This window comes from Streptomyces sp. HUAS MG91 (genome assembly GCF_040529335.1).
Taxonomy (GTDB): domain Bacteria; phylum Actinomycetota; class Actinomycetes; order Streptomycetales; family Streptomycetaceae; genus Streptomyces; species Streptomyces tabacisoli.
In genome coordinates, this window is record NZ_CP159534.1 from 6,758,311 (window position 1) to 6,778,766 (window position 20,456).

Here is a 20,456-nt window from a genome sequence, read left to right on the forward strand (position 1 = left end):
TGGACGTCTGTTCGTATGGCGTATCCTCACCCGGCATCGACCATTTGATCGTCCAGTCTGAAGGGCCGACGTGACCAGTGAGACAGGCGCGCAGCGTCTCCACGAGCTCCTGACGGGGCAGCGTGACGAGTTCCAGGCGAAGTGGATCCGCTCGGTGGCCACGACGCTGCGCGGACGACTGAGCGAGGCGGAGCTCCACCGGGAGCTCGGAGACCTCTACGACGCCCTCACCGGCGCGATCGAGGCGGGCGGTCTGGCCGGTCGGGGGAGCGACTTCGGGGAGGTGCGCAGCCTCCTCGTGGAACTGTCGCGCAACCGCGCGCGCCAGGGATTCACGCCGACGGAGACCGCTGTCAGCGTGTTCGCGCTCAAGGCCGTCCTCGAGCCCAGCCTGGTCGGTGACGACGCGGCCGTCGGGTCCTATCTGGCACTGGCACGACTCCTCGACGACCTCGGTCTCTTCACGGTGGAGGAGCACGCCCGCACGCGCGAGGAGATCATCTCCTCGCAGGCCGAGCAGCTGCTGGAGCTGTCGACCCCCGTGGTGAAGCTGTGGGAGGGCGTCGTCGGCGTGCCGCTGGTGGGCACACTCGACTCCGCGCGGACCCAGGTCGTCATGGAGAAGCTGCTCCAGGCGCTCGTGGACTCGAACTCCACCCAGGCCATCATCGACATCACCGGCGTCCCCACGGTGGACACCCAGGTGGCACAGCACCTGCTGAAGACGGTGGTCGCCGCCCGCATGATGGGCGCCACCTGCACCATCTCCGGAGTCCGCCCCCAGATCGCGCAGACCCTGGTGGCGCTCGGCGTGGAGTTCGGCGACATTCCGACCAAGGCGACACTGGCCGACGCACTGCGGCTCGCGCTGGCCGACGCCGACCGTCAGCGCCGTCTGCTGGCGGAGGGCACGCTGTGAGTGACCGCGTTCCGGTCATGAAGATCGGCGATGTCCTGCTGGTCTCGATCCAGACGGATCTGGAGGACCAGACGGTGCTCGATCTTCAGGAGGACCTCTCCGAGCGGATCGTCGCCGCCGGCGCCCGTGGTGTGATCATCGACATCTCCGCCGTGGAGATCGTCGACTCGTTCGTCGGCCGCATGCTGGCCACCATCGCCTCGATCTCCCGGATCCTGGGCGCCACGACGATCGTCTGCGGCATGCGGCCGGCCGTCGCCATCACCCTGGTGGAGCTGGGTCTGTCGCTGAACGGCGTCCGCACGGCCCTCAACCTCGAACAGGGTCTCGCGCTGCTGCGCGCCTCGCGACCCGAGCCCGGCGTGCGGCCGTGAACGACCACGGGGCCGACTCCGCCCCGACCGAGACGGTCACCGTCGTCCGCAACGCCGACGTGGTCGCCGCCCGCCAGCTGGTGCGCACCCTGGCACAGCAGGCGGGACTGTCCCTGGTGCACCAGACGAAGCTGGTCACCGCCGCGAGCGAGCTCGGGCGCAACATGCTGCTCTACGGGCACGGCGGCGTCATCCGCGTCCGCGTCACCGCGAAGGACAGCCGTACCGGTGTGTGGGTGGAGTTCCGCGACGAGGGTCCCGGTATCGAGAACGTGGAGCTGGCCCTGACCGACGGCTGGACCTCCGGAGGCGGCATGGGCCTCGGGCTCAGCGGCGCCCGGCGCCTCGTCGACGAGTTCGACCTGCAGACGGGGCCGCAGGGCACCACCGTGAGCGTGATCAAGTGGAACCGGTGAACAGCGCCTCGGTGACCGAACCCGAGGACGTGGTGTGGCTGCGCGCCGGGGACGCCCTGGCCGCTTCGGCGCGCCGCGAGGCGGCGGCACTGGCCCGCCGCATCGGGTTCACCGACCGCCGCGTCGCCGACGTGTCGCTGGCCGTGACCGAGATCGCCACGAACCTCGTACGGCACGCCGAGGACGGCGCGATCGCCCTGCGGCCCAGCCGGACCGGCGGCCGCGTCGAGGTCGAGTGCCTGTGCCTCGACACGGGGCCCGGCATGGCCGACGTGGCCGGAGCGGTCCGCGACGGACACTCCAGCACCGGAACCCTCGGGATCGGCCTCGGGGCGATCGACCGGCTCGCCGACACCTTCGACGTGCACTCCCTGCCGGGGCGCGGGACGGTACTGCTCGCCCGGTTCCGTGCCGAACGGCCCGTGAGCACCGGGGAGTTCCACGGCCCGCGCCCCGCGGCCGCCGGCCTGACCCGGCCGATCAGCGGCGAGACCGTCTGCGGCGACACCTGGGCGGTGCGGACCGCCGCTCCGGCCGGGGACGACGGGCCCGGCTCGCTCACGGTCCTCATGTGCGACGGACTCGGCCACGGCCCGCTGGCCGCCCGCGTCAGCGACCGCGCACGCCAGATCTTCCGGGAGACGACCGCCGAACACCCCCGCGACGTGGTCGCCCTGCTGCACGAGGGACTGCGCGGCACCCGGGGCGCCGCCCTGGCCGTGGCCCAGGTCGACCTGCGCCTCGGACAGGTGACCCTGTGCGGGATCGGCAACATCAGCGCCTTCGTCGTGGAGCACTCCCGGCGCTCGGCCCTGCTGTCCCATCCCGGCATCGTGGGGATGCAGATGCCCACGGCGCGCACCTACACCGTCGACCTGCCGCCGGGGTCCGCACTGGTCATGCACTCCGACGGTCTGCACCAGCGCTGGTCGCCGACCGACCTGCCGGGGCTGCTCACCCGCCACCCGTCGGTGATCGCCGGGCAGATCCTCAACCAGGCGGGCCTGCGCCGCGACGACGCGGGAATCGTCGTGGTTCCCGCGGCGAACCGATGAACGAGGCGCCGGTGAGGTACGAGCTGTACGCCACCGCCCTGGACGACCAGAAGTCCGTACTGATGCTGCGCCGGTGCCTCCAGGCCGTGTGCCGGGCCGCCGGCGTCCGCGGGCAGGCGCTGGTGCGTATGGTCACCGTGCTCAGCGAGGCCGGCCAGGACCTGCTGCGGACGCCCGGACTGAGCGGACACCTGAGCCTGGCGGTCGCGGCGCACGGGATACGGGTCGAGGCGCGGCTGGACTGGGCGGAGCCACGGTCGCTCTCCCCGCGGATCGCGGCGGCCGCCGAGCGGCTGCTGGACGCGGTGACGCTCGCCCCGGACGGCCGCGGCGTGCTCTTCGCCCAGCGGACGTCCCTCGCGGCCGACCGCCCGGACGACGCGGCGGTGGCCTGCCGTGCGGCCCTGCACACGGTCGACGGCGTCGACCTGGAGGAGGTGCTGCGGCTGCAGAACCGGAACCTGCTGGCGGCCCTGGACGAATCGCGCGGCCAGCAGGAGGAGCTGACGCGGCTCAACGCCGAGCTGGAGGAGACCAACAGCGGCGTCGTGGCCATGTACTCCGAGCTGGCGCGCGAACTGGAGGAGACCAACAGCGGTGTCGTCGCGCTCTACGCGGAGCTCGAGGACAAGTCCCGGCAGCTGCGGCTCGCGTCGGAGAGCAAGACCCGCTTCTGGGCCAACGTCAGCCACGAGCTGCGCTCTCCCATCAACTCGGTGATCGCCCTGGCCCGGCTGCTGCTCGCCCCGGACTCGCAGGAACTGACAGCAGAACAGCGTCAGCAGGTCACGATGATCTCGGCGTCGGGCACCACCGTGCTCGCCCTCGTGGAAGAGCTGCTGGACGTGGCCAAGGCGGAGTCGGGCCGGCTCGATCCGCATCACGCGCCGGTCGACCTGCGCACACTCCATCACCTGCTCAGGGGCACGATGCAGGGCATGACCCGCGAGGGCGTGCGGCTGCGCGTCGAGGACCCTCAGGGGGAGTCGGCCCTGGTCACCGACGAGGTCATCCTCACCCGCGTCCTGCGCAACGTCCTGTCCAACGCGCTGAAGTTCACCGAGCACGGCGAGGTGAGCCTCACGCTCACCAGGGAACGGCGCGCGGACGAGGACTGGTACGTCTGGACCGTCCAGGACACCGGCGTGGGCATCCCCGAGGACCAACTCGACAAGGTTTTCGAGGAGTTCTACCAGGTACGGGGCGTGCACCAGCGCGGCAGAGCGGGCACCGGTCTCGGCCTGCCCTACGCCCGCCGGCTCACCGCCCTCCTCGGCGGCCGCCTCGCGCTGACGAGCAGGCCCGGCCACGGCACCCGGGCGACGGTGGAACTGCCCGCCGTACCACCCGCGCAGCCCGCCGCCTCCCCGCCACCCGCGCTCCCGATCGCCTCGCTGGTGATCGTGGACGACGACCCGGCGTCCCTGGCCGCCCTCCGCTCCGCGCTGCACGAACTCGCCCGTCACCACACGGAGGTGACCGACAGCGGGCAGGCCCTGGAGACGATCCGGCGGGTGCGTCCCGATGCCGTGCTCCTGGACCTGATGATGCCGTCCCCGGACGGGTACGCGCTGCTGTCGGCACTGGACGCGGACCCCGACACCCGGGGGCTGCCGGTGGCCGTGCTCACCTCCGCCGACCTCGCCGAGGTGGACCGGGCACGGTTGAGAGGCCGGACGGTACTGCCCAAGTCGGGGGTCGGCGCCGCCGATCTGGCCGCCGCGCTGTTCCCCGGGAGCGCCCTCGGCGACGGCGGATCCGACTCCGGCCCGGACCCGGGTCCCGAACCCGGGAAGGGCGTCGGCCGGCCATGACGCACTCCGTGTCCGACGGGGGCCCCGCCCTCGTCCTGATCGTCGACGACAACCCCATCAACCGCTACGTCCTGGGCACCACCCTGCGGCGGGCCGGCCACGAGATCCTGGAGGCGGAGGACGGCACGCAGGCCCTGGAGGTGCTCCAGCACACGCCCCGGGTCCCGGACGCCGCCATCATCGACGTACAGCTGCCGGACATGACGGGCTTCGAGGTGTGCGAGCGCGTCAAGGCGTCACCGCGCACGGCCGGGGTCCCGGTCCTGCACATCTCCGCGACCGCCGTCTCCGTCGACGACCGCACCCAGGGCCTGAACCGGGGCGCCGACGCCTACCTCACCGAACCCGTCGCCCCCGACGAGCTGATCGCCACACTCGCGGCGACCCTGCGCTACACCCGGGCCCGCCGCCGCGCCGAGACGCTCGCCGAGCGCCTGCACCAGCTGCACCGGACCACGCTCGCCCTGTACAGCGCGCCCGACGCCCAGCAGCTCGCCGACGCGGCGGCCTTCGGCGCGGCCGCGGTGCTCGACCGCCCGGCCGTCGTCCGGCTCACCGCCTCCGACGGCACCGTGTACACCCGTCGCGCCCCGGACGCCGCGGCCCTCGAACCGCAGGCCCTCGACACCGTGGCGGCCGCGCTGCAGGGCAGCGGTGTCCACGTGATGCCGTACGAGTCGCCCGGTGACGGACGCCGCCACCTCCTGGCGGCCGCCCGCACCAAGAGCGGACGTCCCCCGACCTGCATCGCCGTGCCCGTCGCGGAGCGGCACGCGGCGACGGACGGCGAGGAGCAGGACGCGGAACTCCTCGCCCAGGTGACCCATACCACCGCGCTCGCACTGGAGACCCTGCGCACCTACAGCGAGGAGCACACCCTCGCGCTGACCCTCCAGCGCTCCTTCCTCCCCGAGAAGCTGCCCGCCACGCCGCGCGCCCGGCTCGCGGTCCGCTATCTGCCCGCGAGCGAGCACGCCGAGATCGGCGGGGACTTCTACGAGGCCCTGACGACACCGTCCGGCCTCATGGTCGCCGTGGGTGACGTCGCGGGGCACTCGCTGGAAGCGGCGATGGTCATGGGCCAGATCCGGCACGGCCTGCGCGCGTACGCCCTGGAGGGGCACCCTCCGCACGTGGTCCTGGAGCGCCTGGACATGCTGCTGCGCACCGTGGCCCGCGGCGCGACCCTCACCCTGTGCATCATGCTCCTGGAGGAGGCGGCCCCCGTTCTCCACATCGCCAACGCCGGGCACCTGCCGCCGCTGCTGCTGCGCGGGGACGCCGACGAGACCTACCTCCGTGACCACGGCCCGCTGCTGGGGCTCGGCCTGCCGCAGCCCCCCGCCACGCGCGTCACCGTCACCGAGGGAGACGTCCTGATGATGATCACGGACGGTCTCGTCGAACGGCGCGACGAGGACATCGACACCTCGCTGTCCCGCCTGTCGGCCATCGCGGTGAAGGGCCCCCGCGCCCCCGAGAACATGTGTGAGCATCTCCTCAGGAACCTGCCTCCGGACGGCCGTGACGACATCGCCCTCATGGTCGTCTCCGTGGGCCCGACGGCACCCCGGGAGTAGGCCGACCCGGGTCAGGCCCCGGTGCGCTGCCGGGGAACCTCGCCGTACACCTTGCGGTAGTCGTCCAGGAACCGGCGCCGACTGGTCCAGCCCCACCGGGCCGACACCTGGGCGACCGAGGCACCGGCGGGCAGGGCGGACAGCTCGTCATGGGCCCTGCGCAGTCGGGTCCGCCCGACGAAGTCCGTGACCGAGCAGGAGAGATGCCGACGGAACCCGTCCTCGAGCGCCGCCGCGGACAGCTGGACATGTGCGGCGACGACGGCGGGCGTCAGCGGTTCCGCGGCACAGGCCTCGACGAACGCCTGGGCCCGCCGCACGGTCGCCGCGCCGGCGAACCGCGCCCGCGTGTAGTGCAGGTCGTCCAGCTCGAAGGTGTTGGGGAACACGGCGAGCGCGGTGCCCGCGAGGGCGCGGGCCACGGTGTCGTGGAACAGCGGGTTCGCGGCGCTCTCCGTCGCGAGCGCGCGAGCCGCGTAGTCGGCCGTGGTCAGCCACGCCTGGCGCAGTCCATGGGTGGGTGCGGTGAGACTGGTGAAGCGGAGCCGCCGCCGGTCGTCGTCCGCCGTGTCGCTCACGGAACGCACGAGGGCCATGTCGATGGTGACGGTACGGGTGTCCATGTGATCCACCGTGCCGATGGCGTTGCTGCCCGGCTGGAAGGCGATCAGCGGCTCCCAGCCACGTACCCGCGCGGAGACACCGCCCGTCGTGGTCTCGTACGTACCGTCGCGCAGGTGGAGCACCATGAGACTGTCGATGGGCCCGGCGTCGAAGGAGAACCTGCTGTTGGACACGACGCGGTCCACGGCGACGGCACCGCGTTCGTGACGCTGGATCATCAGCTGTGAGCCGCTGTGCAGGTCCTGCAGCCCGACGCCCATGCCGTACAGATCGTGCAGGGCCGTCAGAACCCGGTTCTCGCCGCGTGCCACGACGGACACGGGCCTGAACGGGTCCTCCTCGGACGGGACGTCGACGTCAACCAACGGGGAAAAGCCTGTCTGCAGAGGAGGTGGTGCTGTGGGCGAGCCGTCGGGAGCGGGGCGGCGCCACGCACCGACACCCGGAACAGTACTCGCTTTCTGCCGGTCACCTCGCGAATCCTTCCGGACGACTCCGTACGTGGGCATACGTAACCGGCTGCGCTGCGGGCATCCGACGTGTCTACGGAGGAGGCACCGATGAGCACGGACGAGATCGCGAGACCGGAGACGACCCGGCACAGCGCCCGGGAGGAGGCCCACGAGAGGGCCAACCGGCGGTGGGCCGAGGTGCTCCAGGAGACCCGGGTCGCGCAGACCGGGGTCCAGATCCTCTTCGGCTTCCTGCTGAGTGTGGCGTTCACCTCACGCTTCGACGGCCTCGGCGCCTTCGACACCAACGTCTACGTGGCCACCGTGATTCTCGGAGCGGCCGCCACCGGCGCCCTGATAGCACCCGTCGCGCTGCACCGGCTCCTGACCGGCGAGCGGATGAAGGACGACCTGGTGACGGTCGCCGGACGGCTGATGGTGACCGGCCTGGTGCTCCTGTCGCTCACCATCAGCGGCACGGTGCTCCTGATCCTCCACGTGGTGCTGCCGGACCTGCTCGCCGAGATCTTCGCGGGAGCGATCCTCGTCTGGTTCGCCCTGTGCTGGTACGGCCTTCCGCTCTACCTCAAGAAGCGCTCCGCACGCCGTGAGCGGCGGACGCCGCAATGAGCGCACCGGACGTCCCGCACCTCGTGCTGTTCGGCGCGCTGACGCGCATGCGGACGGACGGGTGCGTCGGGCGCATGTCCGCGGACGCTGCGGACATGCGGTTCATATGGACGCGACAAGGACGAAAACCATCAGGAAGAGCAGGAGTACGAGCCTGTGCGCGGCGGCGCTGGTGACCGTCGGCGTCGTCGCCGTGACCGCGTGCGGCGCCGACGGCGGCAGCGGGAACCAGGCACACGCGACCGGGCGGAGTCAGGAGTCGGCCGGGACCTCGCGGCCCCCCACGCCGTCGGCCGCCCCGCCCACCTCCGCGACCGCCACGACCAGGACCGACGCGCAGCCCGCGAGGGGCAGCGGCTGCACCACCGCCGACCTGAAGGCCGCGATGAAGGCGACAGGGCAGGAGATGAACAGCAAGTACTTCGACCTGACCCTGACCAACACCACGGACAGGACCTGCGCGCTCAGGGGCTACCCCGGTCTCTCGCTGACCGACGGCGCGGGCAAGCGCATCGGCGAACCCGCCACGCGGTCGAACAACGGCAGCGTCCAGGACGTCGTGCTCAAGCCGGGGCGGGCCGCCCACGCGGTGGTGCAGACCCCCGACCGGGGAGTGACGGACGGCAAGTGCTGGGGCAAGCCCTCCCGCGTCAAGGTCTACCCGCCCGACAACACCGCGTCGCTGACCACGGCCGCCCCCGCCACGCTCGAGGTGTGCGGGAACACCTTCACCGTCGGACCCTTCACCGCGCGGGCGCTGTGAACCGGAGGTGTCCGGGTGAACGGGACGGTCCCCGTGCCGCCACAGGGGTATTGCCGGGTAGGGGAGAGGGACCACGCCGTGAGAGGAGCAGGGACACATGGCCGCCTGGGAGTACAAGGTGCTGAAGTACAAGCTGCGGATGAAGGGCTTCGACTACGAGCAGATCGAGAAGGACCTCAATGAGCTCGGCGCGGAGGGCTGGGAGGCGTTCAGCACGATCGCTCCCAGCTACGGCACGGGCCAGGCCGTGGAGCTCGCCGTCGCCGTGAAGCGCCCCCGCCTGTGAGAGGGGCGGCCCCGCGGAGCCGCCGGCTGCGCTTCGACGGCTGGATCGCGGGCGTCGGCACGGCCTCCGGGACGCGCCTGGTCGTCGGCCACTGGCCCGGGTCGCCCTGGGGGGCGTTCGCCGACGTGATGGTGGAACACCCGGACGGACACCGGGAGTTGCTCGCCCCCACGCCCCGGGTCGCCGACTTCGTCGCGGCGACGTACACCTTCGACGCCGTCACGCACTGCCCCGTGACGGTCGTACCGTCGGTTGCCGCGTGGCGGGTGACCGCCGGACCCCTGCGGCTGACGATCACGCCGGGGCGCCGGGACGCGCTCGGCCGGGTGCTGCGTGCCGTCCCGCGCCGGGTGGCGGTCGAACCGGCCTGGGCGGCCGTCTGCGACCTGCCCGCCCGCTTGCTGATGCCGGGCGTTCGCACGCGCGGCAGCGCCGGGGGCGGCCGGCGCGAGTGGTACGCGGCGCTCGACCACCACCTGATCACCGCCGTCGACGCGACCTGGGACGGTACGGACCTCGGAGCGCTGCGCGCCGTCGATCCTCCCGTCCGTTTCGGGTTCGGGTCCGTGCCCCGCGGGCCGTCGCTCACCCGTGTCGTCTCCACTGTGGAGCTGCCGCCCGCACACCCCGCATCGACGCAAAATCTCAACAGAAGTACGTAGATTGCTGATTCGGCGACGAAAACTCCTCGCTCTTCTCTTGTGGGAGCGGCCACGGCCGCCCTACTGTCACCGCACCCGTGAGAGAAACGAGGAACTGATGTCGTGGTACAGCACCCGCGCGGCCGCGGGACGGCTCGACGTCCCGCCGCGAAGACCCGTCAGGATCGCCACCGCGCTCGTCGCGGCGTCCGCCGCCCTCGGCCTCACGCTGGTCGGCACCGACGCCGTGGCCGGACCGGGCGCGGCCGCCCGGCCCGTCGTGACGCGCGCGGGCCTCGACCCCGCACTCGTCGCGGGCCGCGGCGCCGAGGTGCCCTTCGCCGAACAGGAGGCCGAGAACGCCTCGACGAACGGCACGGTCATCGGCCCCGACCGCACCGCGTACACCCTCCCGTCCGAGGCCTCGGGCCGCAGCGCCGTCAAGCTCCGGCCGGGCCAGTACGTCGACTTCACCCTGCCGCGCACCGCCAACGCCGTCACCGTCCGCTACAGCATCCCGGACTCCGCGAACGGCGGCGGCATCACCGCCCCGCTGGACGTCTCGGTGAACGGCTCCCGCCGCGCCTCGATGACGCTCACCTCGCAGTACTCCTGGCTCTACAACCAGTACCCCTTCAGCAACGACCCGCGGGCGGATCTGCTCCACCCGGACTGGTGGATCACCGAGTGCCAGTGCGTGCCGAGCGCGACGACACCCGCGCCGGTCGTCGACAAGCCGTTCCGGCCGAGCCACTTCTACGACGAGCAGCGGCTGAAGCTGGGCCGGACCTACCACGCGGGTGACACGGTGCGGCTCAGCGTGCCCGCCCGCACCCCGGCCGCCTGGACCGTGATCGACCTGCTCGACTCGGAACTCGTGGCCCCGCCGCGCGTCGTGCCGGGCGCCGCGAACGTACTGGCCTTCGGCGCCGACCCGCTGGGCCGCCGCGACTCCGCCGGCGCCCTGGACAAGGCCATCGCCTTCGCCCAGCGCAAGCACCTGAAGGTGTACGTCCCGCCGGGCACGTACAAGGTCGACCGGCACATCGTCGTGGACGACGTGACGATCGTCGGCGCGGGCAGCTGGTACACGGTCTTCAAGGGCCGCGAGGTCGCCCTGAGCACCCCGGCACCGGACGGCTCGGTGCACACCGGGGTCGGCTTCTACGGCAAGGACGCGGCGGACGGCGGCAGCAGCGACGTCCACCTGTCGGGCTTCGCCGTCGAGGGCGACGTCCGCGAGCGGATCGACACCGACCAGGTGAACGCCGTGGGCGGCGCGCTCAACGACTCCACCGTCTCCGGCCTCTACCTGCACCACACCAAGGTCGGCCTGTGGTTCGACGGCCCGATGCGCGGACTGCGCGTCACCGGCAACGTCATCGCCGACCAGATCGCCGACGGCCTCAACTTCCACACGGGCGTGACCGATTCGACGGTCTCCGGCAACTTCGTGCGCAACACGGGCGACGACGGGCTCGCCATGTGGTCCGAGAAGACCGGCAACGCGCGCGACACCTTCGCCCGCAACACCGTCCAGACCCCCGTCCTCGCCAACGGCATCGCCCTCTACGGCGGCACGGACAACACCGTCACCGGCAACCTGATCGCCGACCCGATCAGGGAGGGCAGCGCCATCCACGTCGGCTCCCGCTTCGGCGCCGAGCCGTTCACCGGAAAGCTCGGCATCACCGACAACACCACCGTGCGCGCCGGCACGTTCGAGCTGAACTGGCGGATCGGGCTCGGCGCCATCTGGTTCTACGCGCTGGAGAAGGACATCGACGCGGACATCCAGGTCACCGGCGACCATTTCCTGGACAACACCTACAACGCGATCATGTTCGTCTCCGACTTCCCGGTGAAGGACAAGTACAAGATCGAAGGCGTCCATTTCAAGGACATCCGCGTGGACGGCACCGGCACCTCGGTCCTCAGCGCCCGCTCGGCCGGTTCGGCCTCCTTCGAGAATGTCGACGCCCGCAATGTCGGTGCCGTCGGAATCAACAATTGCGGTTCCTTCAACTTCCCCTCGACGGGATCGGAATTCTCCGTCCGGGACCTCGGAGGCAACGACGGGGGCGGCACCACGGGCCCCTGGCTCGCCCCCTGGGAACTGCCCAACACCATCACCTGCGACGACCGTCCGCCCGTCGTCGCACCGCCCGCTCCCGGAGCGTGGTGACGGCACTGAGCTCGGTGGGGGCGCGCCGGTCCGGCGAGAGGTCCGGCGCGCCCCGTCCCCCGTTCAGAGGTGCTGCTGGAGCCAGACGACCAGCAGACCCACCGCTCCGGAACCGGCGCTGTAGGCGGCACCGCGCACCATTTCGTCGATGAGCGACCGCCCGTTCTTCAGCCGCCATTCGCGAAGATGGCGCGCTACGCGGACCAGTCGTCCCGGACCGGACGGGCGGGTGTTGCTAAGCTGTTGCAAAACGGCATCTCCGTTGGGTTCGAGTTCCGGATGGTGAAGGCCGCGCAGGGAGTTCACGTCGGCGGGTTCTCAGGCCTGATGCCGGAAGAACTCCCTTTTGCGTTGACGAAATCCTACGAGGCCCTACACGCGGAATTGTTCTCGTTCCGCCGCGCCACGCGCACAAATCTTTACGCATTCATTCCGTGACGCTCCGTCACCGATCCGCCTGTGCGTGCGCGGCCAGTAGCCCGAGCGCCGCCGCGCGCGTACCGGCCACGTGGGTCCGCGCCAGGGCCCGGGCCGCCTCCTCGTCCCCCGCGCCGATCGCCTCGTAGAGCCGCTCGTGCTCGCCGCACATGGGTCCGGCGTCGTCCGGCGCCGACGTCAGGTGGAAGAGGCGGCGGAGCCGTGAGTCCAGCGGCGCCATCAGATCGATGAGCACCGGGTTCCCCGACGCCTCGGCGACGGCCTGGTGGAAGTCCGCGTTGAGGTTCACCACATCGCGCAGCCGGCCCGCGTCGGAGGCCCTGCGGGTGCGCTTGAGCAGCTGTGCCAGGGTGCGCAGCCCGGCCGGGTCGCGGCGCCGCGCGGCCAGCCCCGCGGCCAGTTCCTCCAGGTTCTCCCGTACGTCGAAGAGGTGCTCGGCGTCGTCGGGGCCGAAGTCGGTGACCATGGCGCCGCGCCGCGCCTGCACCGTGAGGAACCGCTCCGCCTCCAGGCGCTGCATCGCCTCGCGCACCGGGACGCGCGACACCCCCAGCTCCTCCGCGAGTTCGCGTTCCACCAGGCGCAGTCCCGCCGGGTACCGGCCCTCGATGATCCGCTCGCGCAACTCCACGTAGACCCGGTCGCGCAGGGACAGGTGCGTGTCTCCGATGGCGGAGGTGCGGGGCCCGGTGGGGCGCGAGGTCGGCACGGTCGGCACAGGGGGCTCCGGTCGGGGTCGAAGGGCGGGCGGTGCGGCGGCGAGGGGCGTCTCACCGGGCATCCTCGCAGATTCCGGGCGCGGCCGAAAAATCTTCCCCGAGACCGTTGCCTGGTATTTGGTATACCAGTTAGCTTGACGCGGCGCCCCGCTGAACAGGGCACTTACCGGCAGTGTCCGATTCCGGGAGCGCGAAACCCACGCACGAAGGAGCACCATGCGCACACCCACCGCACCGCAGGCCCCGGCCGTCCTCGTCGATGCCGTGCTGCCCGACGGCCGGCGCGCCGATGTCGAGCTGCGCGACGGGCGCGTGCACGCGATCCGTGACCGCCGGGACGACGCCTCCGATTCTCGGCTCCCGCCCGGTGCCGTGGATCTGGGCGGGGCGCTGCTGCTGCCCGCCCTCGTCGACGGCCACGCCCACCTCGACAAGACCCTCCTGGGCGGCCCGTGGCAGCCCCACCGGGCCACGGCCGACCTGCGCGAGCAGATCGCGAGCGAGCGCGCCGCCCGCCGCGAGGCCGCCGTCCCGGTCGCCGAACGGGCCGCCGCCCTCGCGCGCCGCATGGTCGCGCTCGGCACCGGACACGTCCGCTCCCACGTCGACGTCGACCCCGACGTCAAGCTCGACGGACTGCACCAACTGCTCGCGGTGCGCGAGCAGTTCGCGGACCGGCTCGGCATCCAGCTGGTGGCCTTCCCGCAGAGCGGCGTGGTCACCGCGCCCGGCGTCGCCGACCTCCTGGACGCGGCCCTCGCCGAGGGCGCCGACCTGATCGGCGGCCTCGACCCGGCGGGCTTCGACGGCGATGTCGACGGCCAGCTCGACGTCGTCTTCGGCCTCGCCGAACGGCACGGCGCCGGCATCGACATCCACCTCCACGACGGCGGCACCGTCGGCACCGAGCAGCTGCGCGCGATCGCCGACCGCACCGCCGCGCTCGGCCTGTCCGGCAAGGTCGCCGTCAGCCACGCGTACTGCCTCGGCGAGGTCGACGACGCCGAACTCGACCGCACGGCCGCCGCGTTGAGCGCCGCGGACGTCGCCATCATGACGAACGGGCCGCGCCACTCGATCCCGCCCGTGCTGCGGCTGCGCGAGCTCGGCGTGCGGGTCTTCGCGGGCTCGGACAACATCCGTGACACCTGGTGGCCGTTCGGCACCGCCGACATGCTGGAGCGCGCCACCATCATCGGCCTGCAGAGCGGGTTCGCCACCGACGAAGAGCTGCACGCCGCCGCCTCCCTCGTCACCGACGAGGCCGCCGCCGCGCTCGGCCTGACCGACTACGGGCTGCGTGAAGGCGCCCGCGCGGACCTCGTCGCCGTCGCCGCGGGCGGCGTCCCCGAAGCCGTGGCCGCCCACCCCCGACGCGTACTCGTCCTGCACGGGGGCCGGGTCGTCGGCCCCTCCGACGTGGACGCGGCCTACCCGTCCTTCGAGGTGGAGACGGCCCCTCGCCGCTGAGGCCCGTCCCCGAATCCCCTTCCCCGTCCCGTTCCCGCCCCGTCAGACCTGCCCACCGGAGTGCACCCATGACGACCACCGACCCCAGAACTCCCCGCAGAGGCGCGGGAGGTGCGCCCGCCGAGCCGCAGTCCGGCGGCGGGCGGCTCGCCTCGGGCCGCATCGGCACGTTCGACCTGGTCTTCTTCGTCGTCGCGGCCGCCGCGCCGCTGACCGTCCTTGCCGGTGTCGCCCCGTTCGCGATCGGCATCGGCGGGGCGGGCGCCCCGCTCGCCTACCTCGTCTCCGGCGTCCTGCTCGTCCTGTTCGCCGCCGGGTTCACCGCGATGAGCCTCTACGTGCGCAACGCGGGCGCCTTCTACGCGTACGTGGCGCACGGCCTCGGCCGGGTCCTCGGCGTCGGTACCGCCTATGTCGCCGTCGTCTCCTACAACCTGATCACCCCCGGAGTCGCCGCCGCCTTCGGCTACTTCGCGGCAGACTCCGTGCACGACGCCACCGGCGCCGACATACCGTGGTGGGTGCTGTCCGGCGTGTGCGTGGCCGCCGTCGGAGTCCTCGGCTGGCTGAAGGTCACGCTCAGCGCGAAGGTGCTCGGCGTCGCCCTCGTCCTCGAAGTGCTCTCGCTCGTCGTCATGGACGGGGGCATCCTCGGCGACCGCGGCACCGCCGCCCTCGACCCGGCCTCCTTCGACCCGTCCACGCTCGCCACCGGCGGCGTCGCCGGCATGTTCGTCCTCATCATCGGCGCGTTCACCGGCTTCGAGGCGACCGCGATCTACGCGGAGGAGGCCCGCGACCCGCGCCGCACGGTGCCCCGCGCCACCTTCATCGCCATCGGATTCCTCGCCGTCTTCTACGCGGTGGGCTGCTGGCTGATCATGGGCGCCTTCGGCACCGAGCGCGCCGTCGACCTCGCCGGAGCCGCCGCCGGACCCGATCTGACCTTCACCGCCGCCGAACTCCACGTCGGAGCCTGGCTCGCCGACGCCATGCACGGCCTGATCATCGTCAGCGCGTTCGCCGCGACCCTCGCCTTCCACAACGCCGCCGCCCGCTACCTCTACGCCCTCGGCCGCGAGGGCCTGCTGCCGCGCCGCCTCGGCACCGTCAGCGGGCGGCACGGCTCGCCCGGCGGCGCGGTCGTCGCCCAGAGCGCCTTCAATCTGGTGCTCATCGCCGTCGGCGCGCTGCTCGCCGCCGATCCGTACGGCGAGGTGTTCCTGTGGACCAACGGCATCGGCGTCCTCGGCATCATGGCCATGCAGGCGCTCGCCGCGCTCGCCGTCTGGGCGTACTTCCGGCGGGACCGGCGCGGCATGAGCGCCGCCCGCGTCGTCTGGTCGCCGCTGCTCGCGTGCGCGGGGCTCGTCGTCCTCTCGGTCCTCGCCGTCGTCCACTTCGACCTGCTGACCGGCCGCACCGGCGCCGTGAACGCCGTACTCCTGGTGCCCCTGCCGCTGGTGCTGATCGCCGGGTTCGCGGTGGCCCTGCGGATCAAGCGCCGCGAACCCGAGCGGTACGCGTCGCTGACCACGGTCGACGTGGAACGGGAGGGGTGAGCCTCAGCGCCGACTAGACATATTCCCATATCGGAATATGATGACTGCCATGGCACGAGCAGCGACGACGTCGGACGTCTTCAACGCGATCGCCGAGCCGCAGCGCCGGGACATCCTGATGCTGCTGCGGGCGGGGGAGCGGCCGGTGAGCGAGTTGGCCCAGGAGCTGGGGATGAGCCAGCCGGGGGCGTCCAAGCACCTGCGGGTGCTCCGGGAGGTCGGGCTGGTGCGGGACCGCAGGGCGGGCAAGCAGCGCCTCTACGGCCTCGACGCCCGCGGGCTGCGACCGGTCCACGAGTGGACCGGCGGCTTCGAGCGGTTCTGGAACGGAGCCTTCGACCGGCTGGACGCGTATGTGCAGGACCTGGGGCAGGCACAACAGGAGGAGTGACCGATGTCAGCGACAGAACCGGACGCGACGGAGCGGTCGGCGACGACCGACCGGGAAATCGTGATCTCCCGGGCCATCGGCGCCCCGCGTGAGGTGGTGTTCGAGGCCTTCACCGAGGTGCGGCACCTGTCGCGCTGGTGGGGACCGGAGGGATTCACCACCACCACGCGGGCGTTCGAGTTCCGCGTCGGCGGCGAGTGGGACTTCGTGATGCACGGACCGGACGGGACGGACTACCAGGAGTGGATCACCTGGACCGCGCTCGTCCCGCCGGAACGGATCGCGATGCTCCACGGCGAGCGACGTGACGACCCGAACGCCTTCGAGTCGGTGCTCACCTTCGAGCCCGACGGCGCGGCGACCCGGATCGAGATGCGCACGCTGTTCCCCACCAAGGAGCTGCGTGACGAGGCGGCCGAGAAGTACCACGCGATCGAGGCCGGCCGGCAGACCCTGGACAACCTGGCGGCCTACGTCACCGGGACGGACCACGAGGGGGCGGAGGGCTGATGGCCCGAAAGGTGTTCTTCAGCGTGTCGATGTCGCTGGACGGCTTCGTCGCACCCGAGTCCCCCGAGGAGCTGATGGGGCCGCTGTGGCGGGAACTCCAGCAGTGGATCTTCCCGCAGCGGTTCTTCCGGGAGAACCTGAACCTCGGCACGGGCGGCGAGGAGGGGCGCGACAACGACATCGTGCGGGAGACGTTCGAGCGCACCGGCGCGAGCGTGATGGGCAAGCGCATGTTCGACGCCGGCGAGCGGATGTGGCCGGAGGACCCGCCGTTCCACACGCCGGTCTTCGTCGTGACCCACGAGAAGCGCGACCCCTGGGAGCGGCTGGGCGGGACCACGTTCCACTTCGTGAACGACGGCGTCGAGAGCGCGCTCGACCGGGCCCGCGAGGCCGCCGGCGACCGCGACGTCCGCATCGCGGGCGGCGGCACGACGATCCTGGAGTACGTGAACGCCGGCCTGGTCGACGAGTTCTCGATCGCGCTCTCGCCCGTGCTGTTCGGCTCCGGAATCCGCCTGTTCGAGGGCGTCGACGCCGGCCGCGTGGCCCTGGAGCAGATCCGCTCGGAGCCCTCCCCGAGGGCGACGCACGTGACCTACGCCGTCCGCAGGCGGTAGCCGCCCGGAACCCGGCGCGCTCCCGCCCCGCGACAGGCGCCCGTCAGCGGTCGCGGAGCGCGGATGCGGGCGCTCTCCGGATGGTTCCGCCAGGTCGCGGCGGACCCGGCGGCGGGTGACGCCGGCCGCCGGCGCCGTCACCGGGCGGTGCGCGAAGCGCGGCATCCGCGACCCGGTCGGCGCGCCGAACGCGGCGTACGGACCGTGGCCGCGGCGCGTCTGCTGTGGAAGGCGGTGGCGGAGTGGCCAGGACGGAGTCGACCGTGTTGTTCGCGGTCACGGAGGACCCGGACGGCAAGAGACGTGTGGCGGAGTCGCTGCGTCGGATCCGCGAGGTGCTCCGCGCGGAGGGAGTGGGCGTCCGGTGGCTCACGGACATCGCCGACGCGGTCGCCGTGGTCCGCTCGGACGCTTCGCCGGTGGGGCTGGTGACGCAGTGGCTGCCACCCGGTGAGAACGGCTCGGAGAGCCGCTCCGCCGAACTGCTGCGGGCCGTGGCGCGCTCGTTCCGCGGTCTGCCCGTGTACCTGCTGGAGCGGGGCGGCACCCTTCAGGAGATGCCCTTGTGGGTGTCGGACGTGGCGACCGGCTACCTCTGGCCGGACGAGGACACCCCGGCCTCGGTCGGGGGCCGCATCGCCAACGCCGTGGCCGAGTACCGGCGCGCCGTCCTCCCGCCGTTCTTCGGCGCGCTGAGCGAATTCCATGACACCCACGAGTACTCCTGGCACACGCCCGCCCACGGCGGCGGCGTGGCCTTCCTGCGCTCGGCGGCGGGCCGGGAGGCGTCGGGGGACGGCATCCAGGCCTCCCGGATCCTCCGCTGCGCGACTCGCGCGGCATCTTTCCACGCCGCCGAGAAGCCTGAAGGCGTGAGCGCGTGGGCGCTTGTCGGCGGCGCGGCGGCGGCCCTGGTGGCGGGGGCGGTCGGCGTACGGGGCTTGCGCAGGCGGCGCGGGGTGGCGCGGGCCGCGTAGTCCCGTTCCGGACGGAAACCGATGCGGCTCCGCGTCAGTCGATGCTCGCCTTGGCCTCCGGGGCGACGGGCGGGACGTCCGGGTACGGCCGCGGGTAGCGGGCACCGATACCGAAGCGGGAGGCGAGCGAGTCGGCGAAGGCCGCGGCGATGCGGAGTTCGCCGTGCGGGTTGGGATGGGTGCCGTCCCAGGTGTGGTCGGCGGCGACGAACTCCGCCGCCGTCTCGGCGACCACGACGGGCGCGGACGGGCTGTCGAGATCCTCGGCGACGGCCCGGATCCTGTCGTTGGTGGCCCCGACCCGCGCTCCGAAATCGGCCTCGTCGACGGCCTTCTGGCACTCCAGAACGGTGCCGACCACGATGCGGAGGTTCGGCTCGGCCCGCCGGGCGTTGGCGATGAACTCGCGCAGGTTCTCCTCGAACCGGGGCGGCTCGACGCCGTACCAGAACAGGTCGTTGATACCGAGGAGCACCAGCAGATAGCCCGGCCGGTGCTCACGCACCTTGGCCTCGATCTCGTCCTTCTCGGTGACGTACGGACGGCCCCACTGGGCGTCGTGGTCGGGGTCGAACTCCGGGTCGGCGTAGGTGGAGTCGTCGTCACCGACCTCGGCGGTGCGGATGTTGTCGAGGGTGGCCTTCGGCCCGACCAGATCGAGGCTGACGCCGTGCTCGCGCAGGTGCTTCCAGAAGCGGTAGCGCCAGGTCCAGTCACCGCTGCTGCCGTGGCTGATCGAGTCGCCGACGATCATGATGTCGATCATGTCGGGGGTGCGTTCCGGGTGGGCCAGGGACATGAGATCCTCCGGTGTCGTCGAGGCCGCGGGCGGCGGCGTCCAGCCGTGCGCCGCGTCGTAACTGCGCAGGATGCGGGCGGGCACGCCGCCCACGAGACAGTGGTCGGGAAACTCGCCGCGGACGACCGAACCGCCGGCCACCGCGACGTTCCGCCCCAGCCGGGTGCCGGGCAGCACCAGGGCGCCGGCGCCGATCCAGCAGCCGTCGCCGATCAGCACTGGCCGATTGCGCGGCGGCTGACAGCCGATGGGCAGGCCGGGATCGGTGTAGCCGTGATTCTGGTCGGTGATGTACGCGTACGGGGCGATGAAGACGTCGTCTCCGATCGTCACGGAGTCGTGGGCCACGATGTGGCTGCCCCGTCCGATCAGGCAGCCGTCACCGATCCGCAGCACCGGCGACGGGCCCAGGTCCATGCCGGGCAGCAGACCGGCCGTGAGGGTGACGTGGCTCCCGACCAGGGTGCCGTCGCCGATCTCCATCCACGGCTCTCCGTAGAGCGACGCCACCGGGAAGCCGATGCAGACCCCGCGGCCGAGGCGGCCGAAGTGCCGGCCTCCCGGGTCCTCGGACGTGATGCGCCCGTGCTGTTCGGCCCACGCCCACGCGCCTCGGACCAGGGCGGCCCGAACGCGCCGCAGCCGCAGGGCCGCGCGTTGCCGCAGCGGATCAGCGACTCCGGGCATCCGCATCACCTTTTCCCCGGGCGTCATTCAGCGGCGACCGGGCCCCAGAGCCAGTTCGCGGACGCGGTCTCGTCAGCGACGTCGTCGTCGTACTCGTCGAATCCGTTGCCGCTCGCGTCCAAGTGGCGAAAGCTCTTGAGGATCCGGCCCTCCCGGGGGATCGTCTCGCTCGCTGTAGTCATATGCGTACTTTATGTAGCATGGTCACAAACGTCCTGTTGACCGGCGCATGTCCCGGCCAGCCCCCTTCGCCGCACCGGCCGTCGTCGTGCACCGCCAATGCCGACCCATGATCACCCGGAATGGTCCGGGCGCGTGCGCACGGTCGCGAGCGGCCATAGAGTCGCCCCGGCCGGACGGCCCGCGGGGCCGGGGCGGGGAGTCCGACGTCACGACCCGGGACGGAAAACCCATGCCGTGACCGTCCTCGGTGTGACCCCCGGGGTCGCGGCGACGGACCGGGCGGCGGTCGCGTGCCCGAAAGTCAGTCACGGACGCACGGCCTGCGTGGATCTGACGCGGCAGAAGATGTGGATGCGTCAGG

22 protein-coding genes are annotated in these 20,456 nt (G+C 72.1%); 18 read left to right on the forward strand and 4 right to left on the reverse strand.

From position 1 onward, the window contains the following. Positions 1–70: 70 nt before the first annotated feature. Genes ABII15_RS30650 through ABII15_RS30675 form a run of 6 tightly spaced genes read left to right on the forward strand, consistent with a single transcriptional unit; the run spans position 71 to position 6,158 of the window. Positions 71–919: an STAS domain-containing protein gene (locus tag ABII15_RS30650; protein ID WP_353945509.1), complete on the forward strand. Its 849-nt coding sequence runs from the start codon at positions 71–73 to the stop codon at positions 917–919. Further along, positions 916–1,293, forward strand: coding sequence for an STAS domain-containing protein (locus tag ABII15_RS30655; RefSeq protein ID WP_353945510.1), 378 nt, complete (start codon positions 916–918; stop codon positions 1,291–1,293). The genes ABII15_RS30650 and ABII15_RS30655 overlap by 4 nt, the downstream gene beginning before the upstream one ends. Continuing rightward, positions 1,290–1,709, forward strand: a complete 420-nt coding sequence (locus ABII15_RS30660) for an ATP-binding protein (RefSeq protein ID WP_353945511.1) — start codon at positions 1,290–1,292, stop codon at positions 1,707–1,709. Before ABII15_RS30655 ends, ABII15_RS30660 begins: the two co-directional genes overlap by 4 nt. Further along, positions 1,697–2,764, forward strand: a complete 1,068-nt coding sequence (locus ABII15_RS30665) for an ATP-binding SpoIIE family protein phosphatase (RefSeq protein ID WP_353945512.1) — start codon at positions 1,697–1,699, stop codon at positions 2,762–2,764. Before ABII15_RS30660 ends, ABII15_RS30665 begins: the two co-directional genes overlap by 13 nt. 11 nt (positions 2,765–2,775) lie before the next feature. Further along, positions 2,776–4,578, forward strand: coding sequence for a hybrid sensor histidine kinase/response regulator (locus tag ABII15_RS30670; protein WP_353945513.1), 1,803 nt, complete (start codon positions 2,776–2,778; stop codon positions 4,576–4,578). Beyond that, positions 4,575–6,158: a fused response regulator/phosphatase gene (locus ABII15_RS30675; RefSeq protein WP_353945514.1), complete on the forward strand. Its 1,584-nt coding sequence runs from the start codon at positions 4,575–4,577 to the stop codon at positions 6,156–6,158. Before ABII15_RS30670 ends, ABII15_RS30675 begins: the two co-directional genes overlap by 4 nt. Before the next feature lie 11 nt (positions 6,159–6,169). Here ABII15_RS30675 and ABII15_RS30680 read toward each other — a convergent pair whose 3' ends face one another. Continuing rightward, a complete protein-coding gene (locus tag ABII15_RS30680) occupies positions 6,170–7,147 on the reverse strand; it encodes a helix-turn-helix domain-containing protein (protein WP_353945515.1) in 978 nt (325 codons plus the stop codon). 195 nt (positions 7,148–7,342) lie between these two features. On the opposite strand from ABII15_RS30680, the gene ABII15_RS30685 reads away from it, so the two are divergent. The 6 genes from ABII15_RS30685 (at position 7,343) to ABII15_RS30710 (ending at position 12,177) form a co-directional block, all read left to right on the forward strand. After that, positions 7,343–7,864, forward strand: coding sequence for a DUF6328 family protein (locus ABII15_RS30685; protein WP_353945516.1), 522 nt, complete (start codon positions 7,343–7,345; stop codon positions 7,862–7,864). Between the two features lie 106 nt (positions 7,865–7,970). Beyond that, a complete protein-coding gene (locus tag ABII15_RS30690) occupies positions 7,971–8,627 on the forward strand; it encodes a DUF4232 domain-containing protein (protein WP_353945517.1) in 657 nt (218 codons plus the stop codon). A gap of 97 nt (positions 8,628–8,724) precedes the next feature. After that, complete coding sequence (locus ABII15_RS30695) at positions 8,725–8,913, forward strand: DUF4177 domain-containing protein (RefSeq protein ID WP_353945518.1); 189 nt, start codon at positions 8,725–8,727, stop codon at positions 8,911–8,913. Further along, on the forward strand, positions 8,910–9,575 hold the full coding sequence (locus ABII15_RS30700) for a hypothetical protein (RefSeq protein ID WP_353945519.1): 666 nt from the start codon (positions 8,910–8,912) through the stop codon (positions 9,573–9,575). The genes ABII15_RS30695 and ABII15_RS30700 overlap by 4 nt, the downstream gene beginning before the upstream one ends. Positions 9,576–9,672: 97 nt before the next feature. Next, positions 9,673–11,739: a glycosyl hydrolase family 28-related protein gene (locus tag ABII15_RS30705; protein WP_353945520.1), complete on the forward strand. Its 2,067-nt coding sequence runs from the start codon at positions 9,673–9,675 to the stop codon at positions 11,737–11,739. Positions 11,740–11,808: 69 nt separating this feature from the next. Then, the gene (locus ABII15_RS30710) at positions 11,809–12,177 is read left to right on the forward strand and encodes a hypothetical protein (protein ID WP_353945521.1); all 369 of its coding nucleotides are present in this window, start codon (positions 11,809–11,811) and stop codon (positions 12,175–12,177) included. 7 nt (positions 12,178–12,184) lie between these two features. On the opposite strand, the gene ABII15_RS30715 is transcribed toward ABII15_RS30710, so the two are convergent. After that, positions 12,185–12,895, reverse strand: coding sequence for a GntR family transcriptional regulator (locus tag ABII15_RS30715; protein ID WP_353945522.1), 711 nt, complete (start codon positions 12,893–12,895; stop codon positions 12,185–12,187). A 217-nt stretch (positions 12,896–13,112) separates the two neighbouring features. Between ABII15_RS30715 and ABII15_RS30720 the strand changes: the two genes are divergently transcribed. The 6 genes from ABII15_RS30720 to ABII15_RS30745 all read left to right on the forward strand — a co-directional run bounded on the left by ABII15_RS30720 (position 13,113) and on the right by ABII15_RS30745 (position 18,426). Then, positions 13,113–14,366: an amidohydrolase gene (locus ABII15_RS30720; protein WP_353945523.1), complete on the forward strand. Its 1,254-nt coding sequence runs from the start codon at positions 13,113–13,115 to the stop codon at positions 14,364–14,366. A gap of 68 nt (positions 14,367–14,434) precedes the next feature. Continuing rightward, positions 14,435–15,928, forward strand: coding sequence for an APC family permease (locus ABII15_RS30725; protein ID WP_353945524.1), 1,494 nt, complete (start codon positions 14,435–14,437; stop codon positions 15,926–15,928). Positions 15,929–15,977: 49 nt separating this feature from the next. Further along, on the forward strand, positions 15,978–16,319 hold the full coding sequence (locus ABII15_RS30730) for a metalloregulator ArsR/SmtB family transcription factor (protein WP_353945525.1): 342 nt from the start codon (positions 15,978–15,980) through the stop codon (positions 16,317–16,319). 3 nt (positions 16,320–16,322) lie between these two features. After that, on the forward strand, positions 16,323–16,829 hold the full coding sequence (locus ABII15_RS30735) for an SRPBCC family protein (RefSeq protein ID WP_353945526.1): 507 nt from the start codon (positions 16,323–16,325) through the stop codon (positions 16,827–16,829). Continuing rightward, on the forward strand, positions 16,829–17,449 hold the full coding sequence (locus ABII15_RS30740; RefSeq protein WP_353945527.1) for a dihydrofolate reductase family protein: 621 nt from the start codon (positions 16,829–16,831) through the stop codon (positions 17,447–17,449). The genes ABII15_RS30735 and ABII15_RS30740 overlap by 1 nt, the downstream gene beginning before the upstream one ends. Positions 17,450–17,712: 263 nt before the next feature. Beyond that, positions 17,713–18,426, forward strand: coding sequence for an Orn/Lys/Arg decarboxylase N-terminal domain-containing protein (locus ABII15_RS30745; RefSeq protein ID WP_353945528.1), 714 nt, complete (start codon positions 17,713–17,715; stop codon positions 18,424–18,426). A gap of 34 nt (positions 18,427–18,460) precedes the next feature. On the opposite strand, the gene ABII15_RS30750 is transcribed toward ABII15_RS30745, so the two are convergent. Together ABII15_RS30750 and ABII15_RS30755 are read right to left on the reverse strand one after the other, a co-directional pair. Beyond that, on the reverse strand, positions 18,461–19,912 hold the full coding sequence (locus ABII15_RS30750; RefSeq protein ID WP_353945529.1) for a GDSL-type esterase/lipase family protein: 1,452 nt from the start codon (positions 19,910–19,912) through the stop codon (positions 18,461–18,463). A gap of 23 nt (positions 19,913–19,935) precedes the next feature. Further along, on the reverse strand, positions 19,936–20,094 hold the full coding sequence (locus ABII15_RS30755; RefSeq protein ID WP_353945530.1) for a hypothetical protein: 159 nt from the start codon (positions 20,092–20,094) through the stop codon (positions 19,936–19,938). Between the last annotated feature and the right edge of the window lie 362 nt (positions 20,095–20,456).